27 protein-coding genes and 1 pseudogene are annotated in these 22,018 nt (G+C 48.7%); 5 read left to right on the top strand and 23 right to left on the bottom strand.

Going from position 1 to position 22,018, the window contains the following annotated elements; translation table 11 throughout:
• Window positions 1-18: 18 nt before the first annotated feature.
• Together H9J30_RS09025 and H9J30_RS09020 are read right to left on the bottom strand one after the other, a co-directional pair.
• Window positions 19-777 (bottom strand): helix-turn-helix transcriptional regulator, encoded by a 759-nt coding sequence (locus H9J30_RS09025; RefSeq protein ID WP_240130713.1) that lies wholly within the window; start codon window positions 775-777, stop codon window positions 19-21.
• Between the two features lie 17 nt (window positions 778-794).
• The gene (locus H9J30_RS09020; RefSeq protein ID WP_240130712.1) at window positions 795-1,343 is read right to left on the bottom strand and encodes a YbhB/YbcL family Raf kinase inhibitor-like protein; all 549 of its coding nucleotides are present in this window, start codon (window positions 1,341-1,343) and stop codon (window positions 795-797) included.
• A gap of 473 nt (window positions 1,344-1,816) precedes the next feature.
• Here H9J30_RS09020 and speFL point away from each other — a divergent pair, with 473 nt between their 5' ends.
• The 5 genes and pseudogenes from speFL (at window position 1,817) to H9J30_RS09000 (ending at window position 7,542) form a co-directional block, all read left to right on the top strand.
• Window positions 1,817-1,933 carry a leader peptide SpeFL gene (gene speFL, locus H9J30_RS21740; RefSeq protein ID WP_367303096.1) on the top strand — a complete coding sequence of 39 codons (117 nt, stop codon included), beginning with the start codon at window positions 1,817-1,819 and terminating at the stop codon, window positions 1,931-1,933.
• A 308-nt stretch (window positions 1,934-2,241) separates the two neighbouring features.
• Window positions 2,242-4,404: an ornithine decarboxylase SpeF gene (gene speF / locus H9J30_RS09015; RefSeq protein WP_240130711.1), complete on the top strand. Its 2,163-nt coding sequence runs from the start codon at window positions 2,242-2,244 to the stop codon at window positions 4,402-4,404.
• 83 nt (window positions 4,405-4,487) lie between these two features.
• Window positions 4,488-5,807 carry a putrescine-ornithine antiporter gene (gene potE, locus H9J30_RS09010; RefSeq protein WP_240130710.1) on the top strand — a complete coding sequence of 440 codons (1,320 nt, stop codon included), beginning with the start codon at window positions 4,488-4,490 and terminating at the stop codon, window positions 5,805-5,807.
• Window positions 5,808-5,928: 121 nt separating this feature from the next.
• Window positions 5,929-6,294, top strand: a pseudogene (locus H9J30_RS09005) (porin); the annotation flags it as partial.
• Window positions 6,295-6,468: 174 nt separating this feature from the next.
• A complete protein-coding gene (locus tag H9J30_RS09000; protein ID WP_240130709.1) occupies window positions 6,469-7,542 on the top strand; it encodes a site-specific integrase in 1,074 nt (357 codons plus the stop codon).
• Window positions 7,543-8,102: 560 nt separating this feature from the next.
• Here the strand turns inward: H9J30_RS09000 and H9J30_RS08995 are convergent.
• Genes H9J30_RS08995 through H9J30_RS08895 form a run of 21 tightly spaced genes read right to left on the bottom strand, consistent with a single transcriptional unit; the run spans window position 8,103 to window position 21,978 of the window.
• Window positions 8,103-8,300, bottom strand: coding sequence for a hypothetical protein (locus tag H9J30_RS08995; RefSeq protein ID WP_240130708.1), 198 nt, complete (start codon window positions 8,298-8,300; stop codon window positions 8,103-8,105).
• Window positions 8,301-8,311: 11 nt separating this feature from the next.
• Window positions 8,312-9,007 carry a hypothetical protein gene (locus tag H9J30_RS08990; protein WP_240130707.1) on the bottom strand — a complete coding sequence of 232 codons (696 nt, stop codon included), beginning with the start codon at window positions 9,005-9,007 and terminating at the stop codon, window positions 8,312-8,314.
• A 4-nt stretch (window positions 9,008-9,011) separates the two neighbouring features.
• A complete protein-coding gene (locus H9J30_RS08985) occupies window positions 9,012-9,701 on the bottom strand; it encodes a hypothetical protein (RefSeq protein ID WP_240130706.1) in 690 nt (229 codons plus the stop codon).
• Window positions 9,701-10,228, bottom strand: a complete 528-nt coding sequence (locus tag H9J30_RS08980; protein ID WP_240130705.1) for a baseplate complex protein — start codon at window positions 10,226-10,228, stop codon at window positions 9,701-9,703. The genes H9J30_RS08985 and H9J30_RS08980 overlap by 1 nt, the downstream gene beginning before the upstream one ends.
• A 3-nt stretch (window positions 10,229-10,231) precedes the next feature.
• The gene (locus H9J30_RS08975; RefSeq protein WP_240130704.1) at window positions 10,232-12,568 is read right to left on the bottom strand and encodes a phage tail-collar fiber domain-containing protein; all 2,337 of its coding nucleotides are present in this window, start codon (window positions 12,566-12,568) and stop codon (window positions 10,232-10,234) included.
• Window positions 12,569-12,596: 28 nt separating this feature from the next.
• The gene (locus tag H9J30_RS08970; protein ID WP_240130703.1) at window positions 12,597-13,232 is read right to left on the bottom strand and encodes a hypothetical protein; all 636 of its coding nucleotides are present in this window, start codon (window positions 13,230-13,232) and stop codon (window positions 12,597-12,599) included.
• The gene (locus H9J30_RS08965; protein ID WP_240130702.1) at window positions 13,229-14,428 is read right to left on the bottom strand and encodes a baseplate J/gp47 family protein; all 1,200 of its coding nucleotides are present in this window, start codon (window positions 14,426-14,428) and stop codon (window positions 13,229-13,231) included. Before H9J30_RS08965 ends, H9J30_RS08970 begins: the two co-directional genes overlap by 4 nt.
• Window positions 14,428-14,757 carry a DUF2590 family protein gene (locus tag H9J30_RS08960; RefSeq protein ID WP_240130701.1) on the bottom strand — a complete coding sequence of 110 codons (330 nt, stop codon included), beginning with the start codon at window positions 14,755-14,757 and terminating at the stop codon, window positions 14,428-14,430. The genes H9J30_RS08965 and H9J30_RS08960 overlap by 1 nt, the downstream gene beginning before the upstream one ends.
• Window positions 14,754-16,502, bottom strand: coding sequence for a phage tail tape measure protein (locus H9J30_RS08955; protein WP_240130700.1), 1,749 nt, complete (start codon window positions 16,500-16,502; stop codon window positions 14,754-14,756). Before H9J30_RS08955 ends, H9J30_RS08960 begins: the two co-directional genes overlap by 4 nt.
• 8 nt (window positions 16,503-16,510) lie before the next feature.
• Window positions 16,511-16,648, bottom strand: a complete 138-nt coding sequence (locus tag H9J30_RS08950) for a DUF6890 family protein (protein WP_240130699.1) — start codon at window positions 16,646-16,648, stop codon at window positions 16,511-16,513.
• Window positions 16,649-16,698: 50 nt separating this feature from the next.
• Window positions 16,699-16,965, bottom strand: a complete 267-nt coding sequence (locus tag H9J30_RS08945) for a putative phage tail assembly chaperone (RefSeq protein WP_240130698.1) — start codon at window positions 16,963-16,965, stop codon at window positions 16,699-16,701.
• A complete protein-coding gene (locus tag H9J30_RS08940) occupies window positions 16,962-17,228 on the bottom strand; it encodes a hypothetical protein (RefSeq protein ID WP_240130697.1) in 267 nt (88 codons plus the stop codon). The genes H9J30_RS08945 and H9J30_RS08940 overlap by 4 nt, the downstream gene beginning before the upstream one ends.
• A gap of 3 nt (window positions 17,229-17,231) precedes the next feature.
• Window positions 17,232-17,804, bottom strand: a complete 573-nt coding sequence (locus H9J30_RS08935) for a hypothetical protein (protein ID WP_240130696.1) — start codon at window positions 17,802-17,804, stop codon at window positions 17,232-17,234.
• Window positions 17,801-18,358 carry a pesticin C-terminus-like muramidase gene (locus tag H9J30_RS08930; RefSeq protein ID WP_240130695.1) on the bottom strand — a complete coding sequence of 186 codons (558 nt, stop codon included), beginning with the start codon at window positions 18,356-18,358 and terminating at the stop codon, window positions 17,801-17,803. Before H9J30_RS08930 ends, H9J30_RS08935 begins: the two co-directional genes overlap by 4 nt.
• 34 nt (window positions 18,359-18,392) lie before the next feature.
• Window positions 18,393-18,578, bottom strand: a complete 186-nt coding sequence (locus tag H9J30_RS08925) for a hypothetical protein (protein ID WP_240130694.1) — start codon at window positions 18,576-18,578, stop codon at window positions 18,393-18,395.
• Window positions 18,578-18,793, bottom strand: a complete 216-nt coding sequence (locus H9J30_RS08920; protein ID WP_240130693.1) for a TraR/DksA C4-type zinc finger protein — start codon at window positions 18,791-18,793, stop codon at window positions 18,578-18,580. The genes H9J30_RS08925 and H9J30_RS08920 overlap by 1 nt, the downstream gene beginning before the upstream one ends.
• A 14-nt stretch (window positions 18,794-18,807) precedes the next feature.
• A complete protein-coding gene (locus H9J30_RS08915; RefSeq protein ID WP_011625208.1) occupies window positions 18,808-19,257 on the bottom strand; it encodes a phage protein in 450 nt (149 codons plus the stop codon).
• A gap of 12 nt (window positions 19,258-19,269) precedes the next feature.
• A complete protein-coding gene (locus tag H9J30_RS08910) occupies window positions 19,270-20,376 on the bottom strand; it encodes a DUF2586 domain-containing protein (protein ID WP_240130692.1) in 1,107 nt (368 codons plus the stop codon).
• Window positions 20,377-20,378: 2 nt separating this feature from the next.
• The gene (locus H9J30_RS08905) at window positions 20,379-21,038 is read right to left on the bottom strand and encodes a hypothetical protein (RefSeq protein WP_240130691.1); all 660 of its coding nucleotides are present in this window, start codon (window positions 21,036-21,038) and stop codon (window positions 20,379-20,381) included.
• Complete coding sequence (locus H9J30_RS08900) at window positions 21,035-21,523, bottom strand: phage tail protein (RefSeq protein ID WP_240130690.1); 489 nt, start codon at window positions 21,521-21,523, stop codon at window positions 21,035-21,037. The genes H9J30_RS08905 and H9J30_RS08900 overlap by 4 nt, the downstream gene beginning before the upstream one ends.
• The gene (locus H9J30_RS08895) at window positions 21,520-21,978 is read right to left on the bottom strand and encodes a head completion/stabilization protein (RefSeq protein ID WP_240130689.1); all 459 of its coding nucleotides are present in this window, start codon (window positions 21,976-21,978) and stop codon (window positions 21,520-21,522) included. Before H9J30_RS08895 ends, H9J30_RS08900 begins: the two co-directional genes overlap by 4 nt.
• Between the last annotated feature and the right edge of the window lie 40 nt (window positions 21,979-22,018).

Here is a 22,018-nt window from a genome sequence, read left to right as displayed (position 1 = left end):
TTTTGTGATAGTTACCGCTCACAGTGTACGGCGATATGCGGCGGGTGTCAGGCCAAAGGCTTGTTTAAAGCGTGCCGAGAATTTTTCTGCTGACAAGTAACCGCAGGACAATGCGACTTGTAGCACTGAATCGCCAGAGTTTTGTAACAGTGTTAACCCCTGACATAAACGCACTTCGGCGAGTAACAGTCTAAAGCTGGTGTCTTCCTGCGCTAGCTTACGTCTGAGGCTGGCACTGCTCATATGTAACTTTTCGGCAAGCTGTTCTTGCTGCCACTGAGCTGAAGGATGTTGGCTCAGTATCGCCAATACGGCTTGGGTGACACTCGATTGCTTATGCCCATAAAGCCAATTGACACTGCTTTGCTGCGGCAAACTTAACAGTAATGCGGCTAAATAGTGCATCTGCACCGATGTTGGCAGCGCTAACGTTAGGCTATGCAATAACGCATTCCAAGCAAAATCGACCGAGCGCGATATGGCTTGCGTCGGCTTAGGTATTATCCTATCCATCGGCGCAGGTATCACGCCAGATGGTAACTCGTAGGGCAAGAGTAACTGCACAGCCCGATAGCGCCCACTCATCGGCCGATTCACAAAACTGATATGTGTGCCCGCGGGCAATAGCAGCAGTTGGTCAGCATTGACGGATAGGGCGTCATCTTGCCAAAGCAACGACTTCTCCCCTTGGATCACGCGAATAATCGAGGGCTGATGCACTGGCACCCTTGAAAGTGACTGCGCCTGTTTCGAGTCGTATTCAAACATTCGGATCATTCATCAGCCCAGCCATATTAACGGTGATACACTGCAGTCAACTTAGCACTACCCAAGGCCTGCGCCCTGAGCATAAATCCCAAGAGGGCTGGAGTGGCATCCTTTGGCAATTCCAATGGATTAGGTAATGCCCACACTGTGAACTCATATCGGTGCATTCCATGCCCCTGTGGTGGGCAGGCGCCACCAAAGTCGGTGGTGCCAAAATCATTTTTTAGCGCAATCGCCCCCTTAGGTAGGCCATTTGGCTTAGAGCCAGCGCCTTGAGCTAATTGCTGTTGATCGCCACCAATATTATAAACTGCCCAATGCCACCAGCCGCTGCCCGTTGGCGCATCGGGATCATACGCAGTCACCGCATAGGCTTTCGTGCCTTCAGGGGCATCACGCCAAGCAAGTTGGGGGGAAATATTCTCACCCGTACAACCAAAGCCATTAAAGACAAATTGATTGGATAATGGCTGACCTTCGCCAATATCTTTGCTCGATAATGTGATGGCTTGAGCCGACCCTAATACCGCGGTAAATAATCCAATTCCTACTATCCACTTATGTAAATGCTTCATCACTGTCTCCAATAGATACGTAACACCGCTAATTTACGTCAGCTCAAGGTCATAAACCTGCCTCAAAACGTCAAGCTTCTGCCCTAAACGCTCAAAATTGAGAAAAAGAGTACGCTTTTTGTCATCTTTAAGCATCAGGATGATTTTGTAAAGGCTATATCTGCATTTTTATGCAAACATGCCGTACTTTATAAATTTCAAAATGAATTAACACAGCGTTTAGAGGGTAATTAGATATTTATTATTTATTAAATTATGCATTTTTTAATTTTTAAAATTACATATAAATATTTAATTTAGTTATTTAGACAATGGTACTTAAGCATGATTTACAGAAATTAAATATGTAAAAACAATTTAAATAAATAATTACCGCAAGCTAAAAACAAGACACTGATCATATTTTTATTGGCAACACCTAGATAAACTCTATTCCGTAATAAAACAAACCAATAATTTTCTCTACTTTCATAATGGAGTTGTATATGAAGAGGAAATCAAAAATCATGGCACATATCCGACGTACTAGACATATCATGATGCCTAGCCAACGTGACTATTTCGACCATTCATTTATCTTCCTTCGCTAATCTTCGCGTAGAGAATAGGCTAATTAACAGGTCAAAAGTGGTATTGCCATTATAGGCTTACACACTTACCACACTGTTTCACAAGGCTTATTGTCTCGCATTCAAATCAAAGCATTTTTGTTAGTGCAGCAAAGCTGCGGCTAAGTCACTCACTTGGAATAAATCTATTTATTTTATTCTAAAGTGACTTATTGCCTCATCATATCTGCACACGGAATAGCCATATCTAATTTTAATGCCATTAATATATTTAATTAGGTATAGGCGTTGTTGTATCCAAAACTTTTTAAGTAAAAGGGAAATTAACGATGAAATCATTAAAAGTTGCCGCAAGCTTATCTGTTAGATCTTGTTTTGATATCGACAGAGAAGTTGTCAATGTATTAACCACTGATTTTTGCGATGTGGGTGCGGCTGTAGTCTCTGTTGATGATGTTAAAGATGGTATTGTTGAAAAAATTAAAAATACCGGATTAAAACTGCCTATTTTCGTATCAGTTTGCTGCGAAGAAACCTTCCCAGATGATATTTGCTCCTCAATTACTGGGGTATTTGAACTCTGCGGTAGCAATACCGATTTCTATGGTAAGCAGGTCGAAACCGCTATCAAAAAATATGAGCAAGCTCTATTACCGCCCTTCTTTGGCACCCTGAAAAAATACGTAGAAATGGGTAACTCCACCTTTGCCTGCCCAGGCCATCAGGGCGGACAATTCTTCCGTAAACATCCCGTAGGTCGCCAATTTTTCGATTTCTTTGGCGAAACCATTTTCCGCTCCGACATGTGTAATGCCGACGTAAAACTTGGTGATCTGTTAATCCACGAAGGTGCACCGCTGGATGCACAAAAATATGCGGCAAAAGTCTTTAACGCCGATAAAACCTACTTTGTGCTTAACGGCACTTCCTCCTCGAATAAAGTCGCCACCAATGCGCTACTTGCTAAAGGTGATTTAGTATTATTCGACCGCAATAACCACAAATCCAACCACCATGGTGCGTTAATTCAAGCCGGCGCAACACCGATTTACTTAGAAACCGCCCGTAACCCCTTCGGCTTTATTGGCGGTATCGACGCCCACTGCTTCAAAGAAGCTTATTTAAGGGAACAAATTCGCGAAGTTGCACCAGAACGTGCCGATGAAAAACGCCCGTTCCGTTTAGCGATTATCCAACTCGGCACCTACGACGGCACCATCTACAATGCTCGCCAAGTGGTTGATCGTATTGGTCATCTATGTGATTACATCCTGTTTGACTCGGCTTGGGTTGGTTATGAACAGTTTATTCCTATGATGAATGACTGCTCGCCACTGCTGCTGGAACTGACGCCTGAAGATCCCGGTATTATCGTGACTCAGTCAGTACATAAACAGCAGGCTGGTTTTTCTCAAACCTCGCAAATCCATAAAAAAGATAAACATATCAAAGGTCAAGCGAGATATTGCAACCATAAACGTTTCAACAATGCCTTTATGATGCACGCCTCCACCAGCCCCTTCTATCCACTTTTTGCCGCATTAGATGTGAACGCAAAAATGCACGAAGGTGCCAGCGGCCGTTATCTGTGGCGTGAAGCGGTAAAAGCAGGGATTGAAGCTCGTAAGTTACTGCTCAAAAAATGTAAGTATATCAAGCCATTTATCCCAAGCATGATCGATGGCCGCCAATGGCAGGATTACCCAACCGAGCAAATGGCCGATGATTTGCGCTTCTTTGAATTTGAACCTGGACAAAAATGGCACTCATTCGAGGGCTATGAAAAAGGCCAATATTTCGTTGACCCTTGTAAGTTCCTATTAACCACACCTGGCATTGATGCTGAAACGGGTAAATATACTGAATTTGGTATTCCCGCGACTATTTTGGCTAACTTCCTACGTGAAAATAATATTATTCCCGAGAAGTGCGACTTAAATTCAATTTTATTCCTGATGACGCCTGCGGAAGATATGGCAAAGATGCAGCACTTAGTGTCGCAAATATCTCGCTTTGAGAAATTAGTCGATGAAGATGCGCCATTATCGGAAGTATTGCCAAACGTCTATAACGCCAATAAAACCCGTTATAAAGACTACACCATTCGCCAACTCTGCCAAGAAATGCACAACCTTTATGTCAGCCATGACGTAAAACAACTGCAAAAAGAAATGTTCCGCCATGCTCACTTCCCAACCAAGGTGATGGACCCGCAGGAAGCCAATCTTGAATTTATTCGTGGCAATGTCGAATTAGTGCCACTGTCGCAAATCGAAGGTCGAATTGCCGCAGAAGGCGCCCTGCCATATCCACCAGGGGTGTTATGTATGGTGCCAGGTGAAATATGGGGTGGCGCAGTACAGCGTTATTTCCTAGCCCTTGAAGAAGGCATCAACTTATTACCCGGATTCTCCCCTGAATTACAAGGTGTTTATCTCGAAAGCACCCCAGAAGGAAAAATCCAAGCCTTAGGTTATGTATTAAATAAATAATTGAACCTGACTGCAGAGTTAATAACCCCGCTCTGCAGTCAATTTCAACCTTCTATAATGAATTACATTATTAGGTCATTATTATGAGTAAATCAGAAAATAAAATTGGCGTTGTCCAATTAACGATTATCACCATAGTGAATATGATGGGCTCTGGGATTATCATGCTGCCCACCCAATTAGCACAAGTCGGTACTATCTCAGTGCTTTCTTGGCTTGTTACCGCTGCTGGCTCAACCGCGCTGGCCTTTGCATTTGCAAAATGCGGTATGTTCAGCAAAAAATCCGGTGGTATGGGCGGTTATGCCGAATATGCCTTTGGCCGCAGCGGTAACTTTATGGCGAACTACACCTATGCGGTTTCGCTACTTATCGCCAACGTCGCCATCGCCATCTCCGCCGTAGGTTACGCAGCCGTATTACTCGAAGTTAACTTAAGCCCTATGGCCATCTGTCTTGCCACTATCGGCGTGCTTTGGTTAGCCACTGTGGCAAACTTTGGCGGTGCTCGCATTACTGGCCGCGTGAGTAGCGTGACCGTGTGGGGGATTATTCTGCCTGTAATTGGTGTGTCGTTGATCGGCTGGTTCTGGTTCGATATTGACCTCTATAAAGGTGCTTGGAACCCACATGATATGCCATTCTTCAAAGCCTTAGGTGGTTCTATCGCGATGACCTTATGGGCATTCCTTGGATTAGAATCTGCCTGCGCCAACTCAGAGGCTGTTGATAATCCAGAGAAAAATGTTCCTATCGCCGTAATGGGCGGAACCTTAGGTGCAGCACTTATCTATATTGTTTCAACTAACGTGATTGCCGGTATTGTACCCAACGCTGAACTTGCCAGCTCAAATGCTCCTTTTGGTTTAGCCTTCGCGCAAATGTTTAACCCAGTTGTCGGTAAAATCGTGATGGCCTGCGCCATTATCTCCTGTACTGGTTCGCTGCTCGGTTGGCAGTTTACTATTGCACAAGTGTTTAAAGCCTCTGCCGATGAAGGTTTCTTCCCTAAAGTGTTCGCTAAAGTCAGCAAAGCAGATGCGCCAATTTGGGGGATGACCATCATCGTTTCGATTCAAACCCTGCTGTCTTTGATGACTATCAGCCCATCACTGAGCAAACAGTTTGAAGCGCTCGTTAACCTTGCGGTGGTAACTAACATTGTGCCTTATATCCTGTCGATGGCAGCCCTAGGCGTGATGCAAAAACAGCTCAAAGTGCCTGCGAACAAGGCCCGTGTTGCCAACGTGATTGCGGTTATCGGCGCCCTGTATAGCTTCTATGCCCTCTATAGCTCTGGTGAAACCGCAGTGATGTTAGGCGCTATCGCGACCTTCTTCGGTTGGACCATCTACGGGGTGATTTCAAATAAAACCCCAGGTGTTGAGATTAAAGCGGCGTGAGCACAACGCCCCTGCGAGTCTCATTTAATACATAAGAAACTTAACAGCAATCCGTCATTAGGGGCCTTAAGCCACAGTGCCTAAGGTCCCCAGACAAAACTTGCCTAATTTAGGTGGAATGATGAAAAAAACCTGCATCGCATTAATGCTTCCCATGCTGTTGGTGGCCACCAGCAGCCAAGCGGTTGAACTCTATAACGATCAAAAAAACTCATTAGATTTAAGCGGTTGGTTAGGATTTGCGGCACTCAACGACAGCCACGATACCTCAGTGATTGATGACTCCTCCCGAGTACGATTTAGCTTTGAACGCAGCGAGAGAAACGGCTGGACCGCCTTTGCTACCACGGAATGGGGCATCAACATGGTATCCAGCGATGACAGTTTAGTGATGCAAGGTGGCAAACTCGCCGCCGAAAAAACCGAAGACTTCCTCTACAACCGTTTAGGCTATGTCGGTATGTCCCACGATAAATGGGCGCAATTGAAAATGTTCTATCTATTGATTTCTGCGCTACATCTGGCTTTGAATCGTGTTTTCCTGATTTCATAGACTCGCCTCAGTTGCTTCCAGTTTCTTGCAATTTCCTGCAATTTCGGTATATGGTGCCCCATATGTGCCCCATTTCTGGGTAGGATTTTTAAAGGTTAATTTCATTCTATGGCGTCTTTTACTATTGAAAAACGCGCAAAGGCTAACGGTGATTTTAGTTACCGTTGCACTGTGCGCGTTAAAGAGAATGGCGAAATTATACATCGTGAGTCTAAAACTTTCAGTAAAAAGGAGGTTGCTAGGACTTGGGGCAAAGTCCGTTGTGACGCCATTGAGCATGATTCTGTTTTGAAGAGTAACAAGGCTGTTTCTATCGGTAACCTTTTAAACCTATATTATGAGGATACTGATTTGTGGTCACGAACAGGCCGCACTAAACGGTATGTGATCTGCATGCTAATGGACTGTGATATTTCTAAAATTAAATCAGATAGTTTAAAGACTAGCGACTTAATTGAGCATTGCAAGAATAGGCGCGCTTCTGGTGCTGGCCCTTCTACCATTTATCAAGATATTGCCTATTTGCGCAGTGTGATGAAAAAGGCGGCTCCCGTTTGGAATATTGAAGCTAATTGCCATATTTTTGAGGAGGCTGTTCCTGTTTTGATGGAGATGGGTTTAGTCGGCAAAAGCCAGCGACGAACACGGCGACCAACAGAGAATGAACTTGATAAGTTAAAAGACGGTTTGCTACAGCGCATGTCTTACCGACCTAATGGCATGATCCGTATACCGTTCATCGATATTCTTGATTTTAGCATTCTTACGTGTATGCGTATCGGTGAGGTTTGCAAGCTTAAGTGGGATGATTTGAATGCTGATCATAAAACCATTTTAGTGCGAGATAGGAAGGATCCGCGAAAGAAAGAAGGCAATCATATGATTGTCCCGCTGCTTGGCGGTTCGTTTGATATTGTGATGCGTCAACCCAAAACTGATGAGCTGATTTTTCCTTATAACTCTAGGTCTGTTTCTGCTGGTTTTCAGCGGGTACGCAACGAGTTAGGTATTGCTGATTTGCGCTACCATGATTTGCGGCGCGAGGGTGCTAGCCGTTTGTTTGAAAAGGGTTACTCGATTGAAGATGTTGCCCAGGTGACAGGTCATCGTAATCTAAATATTTTGTGGCAAGTATATACTCAACTATTCCCGCATAAGCTTCACGATAAGTTTGGCGATTAAATTCATTTCAGTTATTGATCTAGTTAAGGTGTTGATTTTACTTAACTAGATCTTTTTATCATTTTTCACGCCCACTTCAAAAACCTCACAAAATCCACGCAATAACTAATTAAATCAATAGTTAAGTTTTCCCGCTCACGTTTAAACGCGCTGTATAGAACTGTAAAACAGTGAAATAAACCGCGATCATTTCAGATCTTTGATCTTCTAAAAGCCCTAGGAATGGCGCTGTTTGCGCCTATGAACTGCAATAAACCAAAACTGAAAAAAAATTAAGATGCAAACCGCGCAGGAGGGTGAGGAAGAGTGCGGATTTCGTGGCTTAGTTTCTCTGTTGCGCTGGTTTCCGTGGCGTAAATGGTCGGTGCTGATGTTTTGTGGCGATGATGTGATGACGTGGCCAACATAGTCGGCGGCGTCTTTAATCGATGGATGTGTTTATGTGGTTTGGTACCGCATAGATGGGTTTGTCTGTACTGCAGCAACATAGATTAGTTTGGCTTTGCTGCAGCAAATAAAAAGCCCAGCGTGTTGGCTGGGCTTGTGCGTGTAGCTTTGCGTTAACTTACTTTGTAGGTGCCTGCGCTGCTGCCTGCTGTTACTACCACGTCGGCGTTGGCGGTGATCTCATCTATCACTGCTTTGGCGATGGCGGCGGCCATCTTGCCCGCGAATGCGTGCGTGCCGTCGGTGGTAAAGCCTTGCGCTTGTAGTTCGCTGATGATTTTTTCTTCTAATGATCCGCTGCTTAATGCCATTGGCTTTCCCCTTATTTACCTGCACTAACGGTTGATGATCCGTCGCCATGTGGTGCGCCAGTGAAGTGGCAGATATGGGCACAGGTGACGACTGGCGAACCGCCGTTTAGTTTGATGGTATCGGCGTCTTCGGTGATTTTTTTCGCGGTGATGCGCAAGTCCTTAGTGATATTCATCGTCATTTGTCCCAAGACTTCGGTTAGCTGGTCCTCTAGTACCTTAATGCGCTGATTAAGACATTCAATCTCGCTGTCTTTATCGGTCACGCTGTAGAAGTTGCCCACGTCATCTATATGCTGGTAAACGCCCTCGCGGGTTTGGGTGCGCGATTCGCCCGCTTTGATGGCTGGAAGATCCCAGCCGAACGGCAGAATAGTACGAATGAATGGCTTATCAGGCCGACCATAGGCAAAGCCGATTTCGACGATGGAACCAATAGCCGGCGGCTCGAGTCGGCCTGCTTTATTGCCTGCACCGTTGAGTGGTAACGGTACGGCCTGCAATGGTTTGGATTTAGTTGCGGTGCCGTTTTCATCGAGTAGTTGCACGTCGGCTGCATAGCGCGGATAAAACGCATCGCTGCGGCGTTCTCCGTCTTCTGCTGGCAGCTCTGGCAATGCCACCACTTTACCCCAGCGCGGTAAATGCAGTTGCGCGCTGAGTTCAGGGAATAATCGATAAATAATTTTCTTAATGACTTGTTCCATGCGTTCACCATGTGATGGTCATGTTAGTGCCCTTAAACTCGACTTTGGCAATTCTGGCGCCGTTGGCGGTGACGTTAGGGCGAATTTTTGGCACGGCTGGAATAGTGGCCGTTTTGCCCGCTTGCTGGTCGGTCATTAATCCTTGCGGGATGGTGATCGCTTTACCCGCCCAAAACGAGTCTTGATAACTGCCTAAGTAGATTTTGCCGTTGCCCTGCTGCTGCCAGATAAAATCCGGCACCTTGTAAGTGCGACCTAGATTATCCAGCATGGCATAGCCTGAGGTGTCGCTATAAAAACAGGGGATCGCAGTATCGGCATACGGCTTTTCAGGTAACACAAATTCAAGGCCCGTTTGCGCGCTGATTTCGTCGCACACTTGGCGCAAGGTTGGGTGTCGCAGTGTTACGTCTAAGTGGTTGGCTAATACCGATGACAGCTCACGACAAAACACCGTATACAGTCCGTTAGCCGCTGGCATGCTGCGCTCAATATAGCCTAAAAATACCCGTTCAATCATTTCACCCCAGCCCATTTCAAAGGCGACAGGCGTTAGGCGCTCGGCGGGTTTATCAATGGTGAGCTGGCAAGTTCCCGGTGATGCGGCTTGCAGTACGCACCAGTGATCACTTACGGCGGCCAATTGGCCGCCGATATATGCTCGAGTCATAAACTTGGCATTGGGTTCGGCCATTATGCGAGCCCCTCATCGACCTTTTTTAAAAAAGCCATAATGCCCGTAAGTTCTGGCTCGGTATTGGGCGGCGTGTTGCCGTCGGCCAATACCGTGCCTTGGCCTGTTCCGCCCTGCTGCGCGGCGGCGACTTGCGGCGCGCGTTCTTCCTTTTTCTGCGGCACGCTGCGCACTTCGGCTAAGGTAAAACTCACGTTCCATTGGCGGGTTGTTTCTTGCTCCACTGCTTCAATTTTGCTGGCGAATTTTACTTGTTTAATCCCCAGTGCAGAGGCGGTTTTATTGCTGATGCGGTACGTGGTGCGCGCGCCGCCTTCCGTGGCTTCGGCCAGCTTAAACAGGTCGGTTAACTGCTGCTCATCCACAAATAGGATAAAGCCGGTTACCGTGAGCATTTTTGCTTTTATGCCCGTTTCGGCTGACTCAGTGCTTGAGCTTTGGCCGCTGGCGTCCTCAGTCGCCAGCTCTTGGCTGGCGGTGATGCGTAAAGACTTAAGAGTTAAAGATATACTGTTAAGAGATAACATTTGCTAACTCATTAAGTTGATTTGAAAGTAAATATCTTTATAAACAGACGGCTTATTTATGTTTAAGACAATCTGCCCACTGGCAGAAACAGTGCAACCACCGATCACCTCTGCACCATCAATCCTCATTACTGGTACGCATGCGCCTTGTCCTGCAAAAATCTCCGTTTTAGGATCAAATGATTCCGAAATTATGTATGTGCCTGTTGGGAATTCTCCTGACGTTTCTTTTTCTAGAAAAAGATTGATCAGAATTCCGTTACCACTGCGTTTCACTGTAGACAGTTGACCTGCGCCTAAAGAATTTTTTACGGCGACAGCAGGGTCTAACGTAATCGGCATAGCGTAATCATGTAAATTTAGTGCCTGAGTTTTGCTTGTGCATGATAGCCCCATCGCCTTTGAAATATTCTCAAAAATCCACTTGTTACCATCAATATTTGGATGTGAACCATCCACCCACATTTTTAATGTGTTTATTAAATAGTCTTCCGTTGGTTCTAAACCATTTGGCATGACCAATAACTTAGGTAAGTTAATATATTTCCCGTTGGTTTCTTTAGCTAATCTCTTAAGCTCAATACGCATCCAATTATTTTCAGGCGCTGACCAACAAAAATCAGGTACAAATATATTCACATTATTTTGTTTGGCGTAGGCAATAAACCAATCAATCCGTTTCTTAACCTCTTCGATATAGTTGACATCGGTTTCAGCATAGTCATTGTGACCTAATGACATTAATATCGTATGCGAATTTTCACATAACAATTTTATTGTATATTCACTTACATAGCGCAAACGTCTTCCACTTCTACTAAAGTTATTACATGTAGTTTCTGCAAATGCTGATAAATAGCTCACACCAGCAAAATCAACAATATTATTATCTTTAGTGACTATCTTTACGTTACAACCTCCATATCTATTATCAGTCATAGCAACCTCAGCCGAATAAAACCCCATGCTTTGGCTGTATGTTGATATTGTTGCGACAACTATCCCATTAACTTCGATATCGAATGATCCGCCATTTTGTTGCCCTATGAAATAAACCACACAGCGACGCATAAATGACGGCAGATTAAAAGTTATTTCGTTCCCAGCAGACTCAGAACGATGACCAACGCCAGCCACCATGTAGTCGCTGTCATAGTCATGTATAGCAGTCCATGAACCTGTAAAATTAACACTATGAATATCTATGCTAAGCGTAGGTCCTGCCCCCAAACTTAAATAAGGTGTAAATCCATAGCTTGATGTTTCATATTCTCCATTTAAGGCACGCGTCAATAATCTTGACCATCCATTAATGAATAAATTTCCTGAAAACGCACCATGCGAAATAGAGTCACCAATATTTGATGTGCATTTATATCCGTTGAAAACTCCTTGTTTTTTAATTTCAACATTACCTAACAAACTAAGCTCTATACTGTCAGTTTTATATTCAAGATCTTCATTTTTAACTACTAGGTGGTCAATCTCTTGCTTTAATCCGTTGGTGCTACGCAAATCTTCCACCACATCGGCGGCGGTGATGCGTGCCAGTTTAAACACGTAGTGGTTTCGGCCGTTGACGTCGATATAGTCGTCCATTTCGGTGTTGGTTACGGTAAAGGCCACTTTACCTTTCCAAATGCTGTCACTGGTCGCTTCGAACCACGCATCAACGTAAACAAACTGCGGATAGCTACTTAATGCGAGGATATGATCAGCTGTTAGTTCGACGCGCAGGCCTGAGACATAGCCCACACCAGCGGTCACTTTAAAGGTGTTAAGCGTCGAACGTGGCACCACTTTAAAACCGTCGCCAATAAACCAGTCTTTACCGTTCATATCGGCAGCTAATTGGCGGGTGAGTTCGTCCATACCGTTGAGTCTGGCTTCAAAGTCATATTGCCATGTTTCTGGGGCAACTGTGATGCCTGTTAAATCTGAAATGCCGCTGTACTCTATTGTAAGGTTACGGTTAAGTGTGTTTCCTGCTGCACCTGGCTCTGTCACTGTTTTGACTACAGTGGGAATATGCTGAATCGCGACTAATGTTTGGTTAACGGCTGAATATAGCCCCACCCAGTTAAATTGGAATGGTCCCGTTAAGCTGTTGAGCACGGTGCTATACACCACCGCGTTATCTTCCAGCATGCCGTATTGCTGCACGATTTGCGTGTGCACTCGCTGGTTAACTGGTGGTAAGTCTTCATTGCGGTCAATCGGCGCGGTGGAGTCTTGCCCCGGCACATAGGCAAAAATAAAGGTATCAATGTCTAATTGCTGGTTGTTTTGGGCTTTGAGTGCAAATAAACGCTCGCCTGCTAATGTGATCACTTGTGACATGGTATGGGTTCCTTTGTCTTAGTTCTGTTTAATGCTGTTTAATGCGTGCAACGTGGTAGCTAGAGTCGCAGTCCATCGTCATAAATCGTTTTGCTGGAAACAGGTTGGTGTTAGCTGTTGCCGTGTTAACTGTGTGCTGGTTATCAAAACTTTTTAGCGGTGCTACCAGCGGCACTTTTGAAATGGTGGTCAACTGATAGCGGCGCGTGGTGCGGCCATACTGGCGGCAAATGTAGTCAATCAGTTTTTGGCGGTTGCCAAAGTCGCTATCGAGCAATTGCAAATCCACTACGTCCCAATCGACTTGGCTGATGCGCTCATCCATGCCCACCCATGTCATGCCGAGTTTTTTAAACATATCGAGCCAGCCGCTTTTGCTGCCTGCGCCCTTGGCGAACGGCAAGGCGTATTTAACCCGCGTGCGGTACATGAGTTCGGTTTCACTGGGGATTTGCTCTATATCCCGCTCCCATGCCAGTAAGTGCACAAATTCAAGCTCGGCGGTCATGGGGTCGAGCTGTTTTGATGGAAAGGCGAGCATGTCGACAAAGCGCTGCCAAAAACGCACCGCGCCTTTGCGCAGTTTGTCTAGCTCGCTGGCTGGGCGTGCCAGCCAGTACGGCATTTTGGTGAGTGCGGCCCAATCGATTTTGATGCTCATCATAGATTCCCGTTTTCAATGGTGAGCGTGCTTAAGCGCGGCACGTTGTTGGCGCTGGTGATGTCGGTTTGGTGCCAGTTAAGCGACTCGATGCCCGCAAATTGGCGGTGTAACTCTTGGCCTAACTTACTAAAGCTAAAGCGCACAAACGGCTCGGTGCGGGTGGCGGTGTAGTCGCTATTTTCGCGGAATGCACAGCGGATAAACTGCTCAACGTCGGCCAGTAAGGTGGTGACTTCCTCAGCTAATAAGTAGCTGTGTGGGTAAACCGTGACGCCGACAGTGACGTCAACCCCTGGCATTGCGAGCACCAGTAAATCGTCACCGTGGCCGTGGTAGCCCTTGTCCATCACGTATTGGTTAAGGTCTTCCAGCATGGCGGCCGAGGGTTCGCCCGTGTCTAACAAGATATAGGCGTTAGCCGTGCCCGGGCCTCGTGGCGCGTCGTGCTCAAAAAAGATGTTATCGGTATCGAGTCCGGCGCGTTCGGTGAGGATGGCGCGGTAAACGGCGTCGATATGCCAAGGCGCGGCGGCGGTAAAGGCGTTGCGGGTGCGCAGCTTTAAGTCATCGAGGCTTTCGCGATCCGCTCCGGCTTCGTCTATCCAGTCGGCCTCATTGGTAACGCTGCCAATGCCTGTTACGGCTTCCGGTAATACGTGGTAATAACCCGCGCCGAGGTTGTAGGCCGCGCCCGCGTTTTCGGCAATCACGGGCACTAATACGCTTAAGCTGTTTTGCGGCAAGATGGCATCGGCCAGCGTGACCACCCGATACACCACGCCGTTAATGGCATCGGTTTGCACGTAGGTGCCGGCGGGGATTAATAGGCTTGGGCCACTGGCGGCGGCGCGGTTAACGCGCACTTTGCCTTTGGTTTTGCTGCTGTCTTTACGGGTGAGGTCGTGCTCCCACGCTTTGGCCTCGACAAACTGGTCATCGTTGGCGGTGAGTAAAAACAGGTTGGGCAAGATCACCCCGATTAGCACTTTGTTGACTATCCATGCCGCTGGCTTGGCAACAATGGCGGTGATCACGCGCCAGAACGGTGAGTAAGGTGAGTCGTTGGCAATGATGCTGCCCTCGGCTTCAACGTCCTGTTTAAATAATGCCTTCCAGCCGTCCTCCGTGGTCGGTATGCCTGCGGCTTCGACGATTTTGGCAAAATCAATGGTTGGCACGTCGATTTTATCAGCCATTAAAGATCCCCTGTGATTGGATTAGCGATAGGGCCAAATTCGATGGTGTCGGCAAATACCCACCATTGGCCGCTAGCGACTTGCTCAATGCGGACAGTGCCCGGCATGATGCGCAAATCGTCCTCGACTAATAACTTGAGTTTGACTTGGGTGTCGGCAGTGACGCCTGTGCCACGGTCGCTAATTAAAAGATGCGCTAAGCCGGTGTCTAAAATGGCGTGCACTATGTCTTGGGCAATGGCGGCTCTGTCGGTTAAATAGCTGGGGTTTAATCCGGCATCTAACACCACGTCGCCGTTGCTGATGTGCAAATCAATGTAGGTGCTCATGAGTGCATCTCGACATAGTTAGCAAAGTTGGTATCAACTTTTTGCGGATAGATGTTAATTGCGCCGACGCTGGTCGATTTGCTGTTGTTGGCGTTGGCGATTTGCTGGCTAATGCCGCCGCGGGTGAGGTTGGTTTGCACGGGTGAAATGGCGTCAACGCTGGGCATGCTGCCCGCGCTTACGTTGGTGCTAATGTCGACACCTGGGATCAAATTGAGCTTTTCAATAATCCAATTGATGGTGTCGTTAAAGACGGATTTCACCCCGCCCCAAACGGTGTCGAAGATGCCGACAATCGCCTGTACCCAGCCCCATTCGCCCATGGTGGCCTTAAGGTCGTCCCAGTAGTAAATCAGCGCACCGACTACGGCAATGGCGGCGGCAATGCCCGCTACAATCAAGCCGATGGGATTGGCGTACATGGCAAGGTTAACGGCCAGTAACATAGCGCGCATGGTTGCTAGGCCACTGGTAAACAAGGCATTAGCGCCCGTCCATGCCATGACCGCAAGGCCGTAGGTGGTCATTGCCATTTTGCCCGCGCCCATCATCACCGTGAATAAGCCGCCAGCAGCCACGGCTAAGGTAAAGCCGATAGCCACATAGCCCAGCCAACGGGTGATATTGGGGAACATATTGGTAAACCAAATCACCTCTTTGCCTGCATCGGCCACTTTGCCGATAAAGCTGTTAAAGGCTGGCAAAATCGCGGTGCCCACGGCGGCGCGGATCACATACCAGCTTTGTGCAAGGCGTTCGCTTTGGTCGGTCATGGCTGCGGCCATTTTTTCGGCTTGTTCCATGCCTTTGACTTTGCCGAGCATGTTGATTGAACCGCTTAGGCCGTTAATGTCGTTTAACAATAACTTGACCATGGACACAGCCTCTTGCGAGCCGAACGCTTTGGCGAGTTCGTCGCCTTCTGCCACGCTGATCACGTCGCCGTACTTGCCTTTAATTTTGTTGAGGATGTCAACAATGGGCAGCATAGCGCCATGTGAGTCGGTAAATTTAAGGTTTAGCGCGTCTTGGGCTTTGCCCACTCCGGCTAAAAATGATTTGTATTTGGTGGCTGATTCGCTGCCCTGCATCGTGGCTTGCAAGGTGCCCATGATCGCCATTTGTTCTTCAAGCGGTGTTTTGTCTGCCGATGCGCCTAAGGCACCAAAGGCGTCGGCCATTTTTTTACCGTCGGTTTTAAAGGCTTGTACGGCGGTGGCGGTCATGCCTGTTAGGCGTTCTACCCATGCGCCTTCACCCATTTGCATGGCATCGTTTTTAAATATGCCGTACATGGTGCCCATGTAGCTGGTTACGGTAGCGGCGTCGGCTTTAGTGGCGGCGGCCAGCACGTTAGACGACATGGTAAAGCGGGATAAATCGGCGGCGTTTAGACCTGCTATGGCCGATTGAATATCGTAGCTTGAGCGCACAAAATCGGTGGCTGATTTGCCATATTGCAGCGCGTAGTCGTAAGCGTTGTTAGCGAGCATTTTTAAGGCGTCGTCTTGCACGCCTAAGGATTTAACTTCGCCCAGTGCGCGATCCATTTCAATTGCTGGCATTAAGGCTTGTTGCAGTGCCATGCCGCTGGCCGCAATGCCACCAATACCGGAGGCCATTTGCATGGTTCCGGCTTGGTAGTTGGAGGCAAGACCATTAAGCGACTGCGTTATTTTAGCAATCGGCTTGGTGATTTGGTCTATTAGTCCAACAGTGAACATTAACGGCTGCGGTAAGCTCATGTTTTCCTCTACTTACCACCAAACGCCTTACAAACGGCGTTGGTGATAATGGCTTCTAGGTCGTCGCGTTGGCGTTTCATTAGCCAACATGCCCTTGCTAAACTTTGTTCGTCATCGGCCTCAAACGGCAAAAAGTGGCGGCGCATGATGAACAGTTGCTCAAGCTGATTTGAGTCGATAGCCTCAATCAGCCCCTCTATTTTTTTACTGTGATTTCCAGCACTGGCGCGAACTCGGTTTTAAGTTCGCCCGCGATTTGCACCTCGGCACCTGGTGCGTTTTCGAGTAGCTTTTTAAAGTCGTCCTTTTGCTCGCCGTCGATGGTGCGCATGGCAAAGTTGTGCGATGCGGCGGTAACTGAGCCACCACGAGCCATTGCATCAATAAAATCGCTATGGTCTTTGGCGGTAACGTTAAAGCTGAAATCCGTTCCGGCGATGGTTAACACGATGGTCTTTTTCATGCTGCGTCCTTATCTTTTCGGTTAGTGAGTAGTTCTTTTAAGTTGTCGAAGCCGTCGCGCATTTGCCGCTCCATCCTGTCGCCCAGCTCTTTAACGTCGTGCTTGGTGGCGTAGGTTTCAGCAACGTGGGTTTTGTGGTTGCTGAGTTCTGCGCGGGTGTTATGAGTCACGCTGTTTAAGTAAGCGATTAACGGCACAACGATGGTAAGTAATATTCCTGCAGTGCTGATGATCACTAATAACCAATCTGTTAGCTGCTCCATGCGTTAGGCTCCTGCTTTGGGTGGCACGTTTGGCGCTGGCGTTTGGCCTTGGCTGGCGAGCGTCATGAGTTTTTCGCGGTTGTTTGCGTCGCGGGTTGAGCTGAGCCAGTAACCGACGGCGGCGGCGACAAATGGCACAAAGTTGCCCGATAGATACACAATCAAATCGCGGTTTTCTGCGGGGATTGGCAGGTAAAACAACACGATTAATTGGGCGGCGAAGATCAGCACCAGCGCAATGGTGAGCGTTGACGGCATCCAATGGTCTTTATGCACTTGGCGCGCTTGTTGGCGGTCGCTGAGCTCGGTTTTGTATTCATCCAGTGCAAGGCGTTGCAACTCGATATGGCCTTGGCGAATTTGCTCACGCTCTTGCATGGCCCACTCTTGCAGCTTAAGCGCGGCGTTAGGATCCTTTTGCAATGCGGCGGCGACGGCTTCGGGGGTGTTATCGGTGCCCAATGCGCCCGCAATTTGGCTGCCAATGCTCACGGCTAAACCAATTGGGCCGCCGAGTAGTGGTGCTACCGCGCCAGCGATGCCGCCGACGGTGCTTGCTATGTCTTTCCAGTTCATGCCGTCACCTTTGTTCTAATCAGTTGTAAATAGTTGGCTTCGCGGTGGCGGCGGCTTGGGTAACGGTCGCCAAAGTCGCGCAGTTCTAACGCCATGGCGTCGCTATCTGCTTGGGTGGCTGCGCGCCAAAACTTGGGGCAACGTTTACTTAAGTCGCCGTATTGAAACGCCACTGAGGCGATCACGGTTTGCATCGGCTCGGATAGGTCTTCAAAGTCAGTTTTGCTATCGCGGTTATAGCGTTGCACCAGTTGCGTTAGCATTTGGTGCTTTACGCTTAAATCGATTTCTTCCGCTTCGTCTGCGGTGATGGTCAGCGGTATCTGTGCGAGCACTTTTACCGCGTTTTGTTTTTTCAGCCCGCAATATGGGCCGAGTTTGGTCGCCAGTGGTGCTGGTAACAGGCGCTGCAATTCATCAAATGAGCGTTGGCCGAGATCGAACCCTGTGGCGATGGTGACGCCTGAGTTTGAATTTTTAGGATCAGGCACATAGCCGCGTAATACGGGGCCGCCTTCTAATCCTGAGATAAAACCAAAGTTCACTTTTGTCATTGCTATCGCTCTGTTAGTTGCTGGCACTCGGTTATTAAACTTCTTTAATCACCAGATACTGCCCTTGAAAAACAAGCCCTTCCGTCATCGCCGTTGGATAATTCAAAGGCTCTTCTTTGACTAGCACATGAGGCTGATCATCTGGCGCCACTTGCCATGTTTGAACAACTAACTTGTGATCACTGGTGTCGGCATTTTCGATTCGTACTCTCTTTGTCATTAGCTTTCTCTCCTCGTTTGGCACGTCACACATAGACGTACACCTAAAATTGCTTGTCGGCGGCCTTCTGGTATTTCGTCGCCGCACTCGGTGCATTCCGTTGCGCTGGGTGGTACTGGCTTGGCGGCTTTTGCTTTGCGCTTGGCTAATACAAGAGCATCGAATCGGTGCTCGGCGCGTAGCTGCTCACTGGTGACTAAATCCACTGCATCCATTCGTTATTGCGCCCTTACTGCTTAATGTTTTCGATTTCTTCTGGGCGCAGGTATGGCACGCCGTTGATATGCACAAAATCAGGGTCCGTTACATCAAACGGGATTTTGAACAGTGATGCTTGGCCGCCTTTTTTGTCGACGTCGAGCAAATCGCTGAGTTTGATACGGCAGCCGAACGCTTCGACCTTCACTTCATCTTTTGCGGTTTTGCCGTAAAACATCATGTCGAACACTTTCATGCCGCGCCAAGAACCGGCGGATTTTGCCTCGTTAGAGATCAGCTCAAATTGGCTGGCATTAACTGACAGTTCACCACTGGCGGCGACGTCGCCGTCGACATAGCCGTCCGGCACGCCGCTGGTTTGGCTTACCGCGCTGTTGTCGGTAATGGTTAAGGTGCAGGTGTCAACGTGGATCATGGTGTCGCCCAAGGTGACGTTAAAATTCATTCCAGATAAACGCATGGTGGCGACTCCTTAGATGCTGTTTAGGTCTAACAAGATGTTGACTGTGATTTCTTTCGGGCTGTTGTACGGACGGACGATCATGTAAATGGTCACCGCTTTGTTGCTGGTCCACTCGATGGTGATGTCGCCATCGCGTGGCGGCTGAATATCCCCTGGGAACTGCGTGCCCAAAATCACTGTTGATTTGCTCATGTTGCGCAATGGCTTCATGAAATAGGCTTTGTTTAATTCGATGCTGGCTGGCGTGGAGTTAAGCGCGCGGTTAGCAATGCGGCGGATGGCAAGGATGCGTACTTCGCGGCTGGCTTTATGCACTGCGCGTAAGTGCTCAAGGTATTGATAATCTCCGCCTGCTGCGTCTAGCGTGGTGGCGTCGCCCCAGTATGTGCCCTCAAAGTCGGGATACCACTGCGGCACGCTCATGCGCGCATTGGCTAATGTCTCGAGCGTGGCGAGCGTGAGCGGTGCGTCGCTGCTATCAACTGGCGCAGTGCCTAGGCCGAGTACCTCGCCAGTGGCGACGCGCATCGGGCTATCGGCAATACTCACTGAGCGATCACATAAACGGCCAGCGAGCACGCCAACATTGTTACCGTGTAACTGCGGCACTGGCACCACCAAATGGGCGGCAATGCCTGCTTGTAGTGCCACCATGGCGGCTTCGTACTGCGGCCATGTTTGGGTGGCGGCATCAATGCCCGCAACCGCGACTAATGCGTTAACAAAGCGGCCATGGCTGGCGCGCAGGCTTAACAGATAGTCGTGAATATCTTTCAGTTTTTGCGCGGTGGTTTGCACGTCGCAGATCACTACCATTTCAAAGCTTTGGACTTCGTTGGCGCGGGTGATGGCGTCGAGTAGGTCTTCGTCGGCGGCCAGTGGATAGGCTGCGGCTGTCCAGTTTTGTCCGGCGTTAAGCTGGGCGGTGACCAACTGTTTACGCAGTGCGCTATCGGCAAAGGTTTTTTCAAGATCGGTTTGCGCGCCAAGGCTAAATAGCTGGCTTTCTTCACCGACGGCGCCCGCGCGGCCGATGTACAGAAAGTGGCGCTCGATGGCTTGAATGTCACCTTGGCCTTGATTGAGATTGTTTACCTGTACTTTACCTAGTGACATTTTTAGCCCCTTTTCTGATTAATTTGCTCGATGATGCTGACTAGCTGGCGCTGGACGTTGTCGGCGCTATCGCCGAGGAACGGCCGCGCGGCGACGGGGATTTCCCAGCGCTGTTTATTGGGTTTATCGCGCATTGAGCGCAGGATCACGCCCGCCTGACCTTGGCTTAAGGTCGCCATGATTTCGTTAAGGCTGGCGCGGCGGTAGCCGTTGCCCTTGGCTTTACGGACTTTGTAACCTTCTGCCGATAGCGCTTTGGCTTGGCTGCGGCTGCAAGGTGCGTTGTAGTCTGGCGTTCCATGTATGCGGGCCATGCGTGACGCGCTCATTTGCTCGCTGCCGCCGTCTTGATGCAGTGCGGCGATGCGACCAGTGAGTGCGGCTTGGTGCTTGAGTTCAAGGCGGTTAGCGTTTTTAACAAACGGCTCTAAGGTTTTGCCTAATCGTTTGAGCATGCGGCCTTTTTTGCCGTTGGCGCGGGCTTCGAACTGGCCGCCGTCAACCGTGGTTTGGGTGCGGATGCGTTTACGTGCGAGCGCGCGCTCATAGCGGCCTAAGTTTTTTAGGATGCGAATACGTTTGGCGCTTGGCAGCTTAAGCAATGCTAGCTGGTTGCTGGCATTGAGTGCTTGATGGCGGTTTGGCGTGATAGTGAGGCTCATTGCGCCCCCTCTGGCCGTGTTTGCACGTCGGCAGTTTCGGCCACGTCAACAGGCACCAGTGCGACGCGATAATGCTCGCCGTTAAATAACACGGGGCCGTTGGCGTCGGGGATTAGGTCGATGTCGTCAATCAGTTCGAGCTCAATCAACACCATGGCGTGATCATGACTGACCACATCAATATCAAGCTGTGGATCGGCTAGACCGTGTTCGTCACGCGGCCAGCCGCTGTCGAGTAAAAAAGCCGGTAGCATGGCGAGCAAGTTGTAGGCGTTAAATTTGCGGTGGGGGAATTGCTCAATCGCGATCACGGCGCTGTGCTTCCACTTGGCGACTTGATAGCCGTTATTGCCGAGGTCTTCACCGCTTAAGATCAGTGTGCCGCGCTCTTGCCATGCGTCGATATTGTTGGCTTTAACGTAGGGCTTAAGGCTCTGATATAAAAATTCAGTGACTTGTTGTAGTTGGCTGACTGTTTGGCTCATGTCGAGTGCACTCCGGCACGGCCAAGGCCGAGTAATAGGCGCACGGCGCGGTTTGATTGCGCGAGGATCGCTTGTTGCTGGTCAACGTCTTGGGCTTTGTTGTTGCCCGCGTCTTTTTGATCGACGGCAGAAAAATAACCCAGCAAATCTGCATGGGAACGAGCGTACACAGCCCCGCGGTAAATGCTAATTTGCTGCGCACTAAAGTTAGGCGCTAGGCTAGCGCCTAGGGTGAATGGGACGTCCGTGTCAGTTGCCTGCGCTGTAAAGCTTAAGAGTTGCTGCTGGATTTCGGCCACGCTGCGGTTGAGCGAGTCTTCAATGGCTTTTTCTGAAAAAAATTCAGGGATGCGGCGCAGTTCGCGAAATTCGCCCGTTGATAATTCGGGCCAGCCGCTAGCCGCATCGATTGCGATGCTTGGCTCTGCTGGTGCTTGAAATCCGAATCCGCTCATTGCTTTGCCTTCACTCATTAAATTGGGTTCAGTGCGGTTA

Origin of the sequence: Shewanella cutis (genome assembly GCF_022410515.1) — a bacterium.
In the GTDB taxonomy this organism is placed as follows: Bacteria; Pseudomonadota; Gammaproteobacteria; order Enterobacterales; family Shewanellaceae; genus Shewanella; species Shewanella cutis.
The sequence above is the reverse complement of the archived record's forward strand: the minus strand, read 5'-3'. Positions and strand labels throughout refer to the sequence as shown.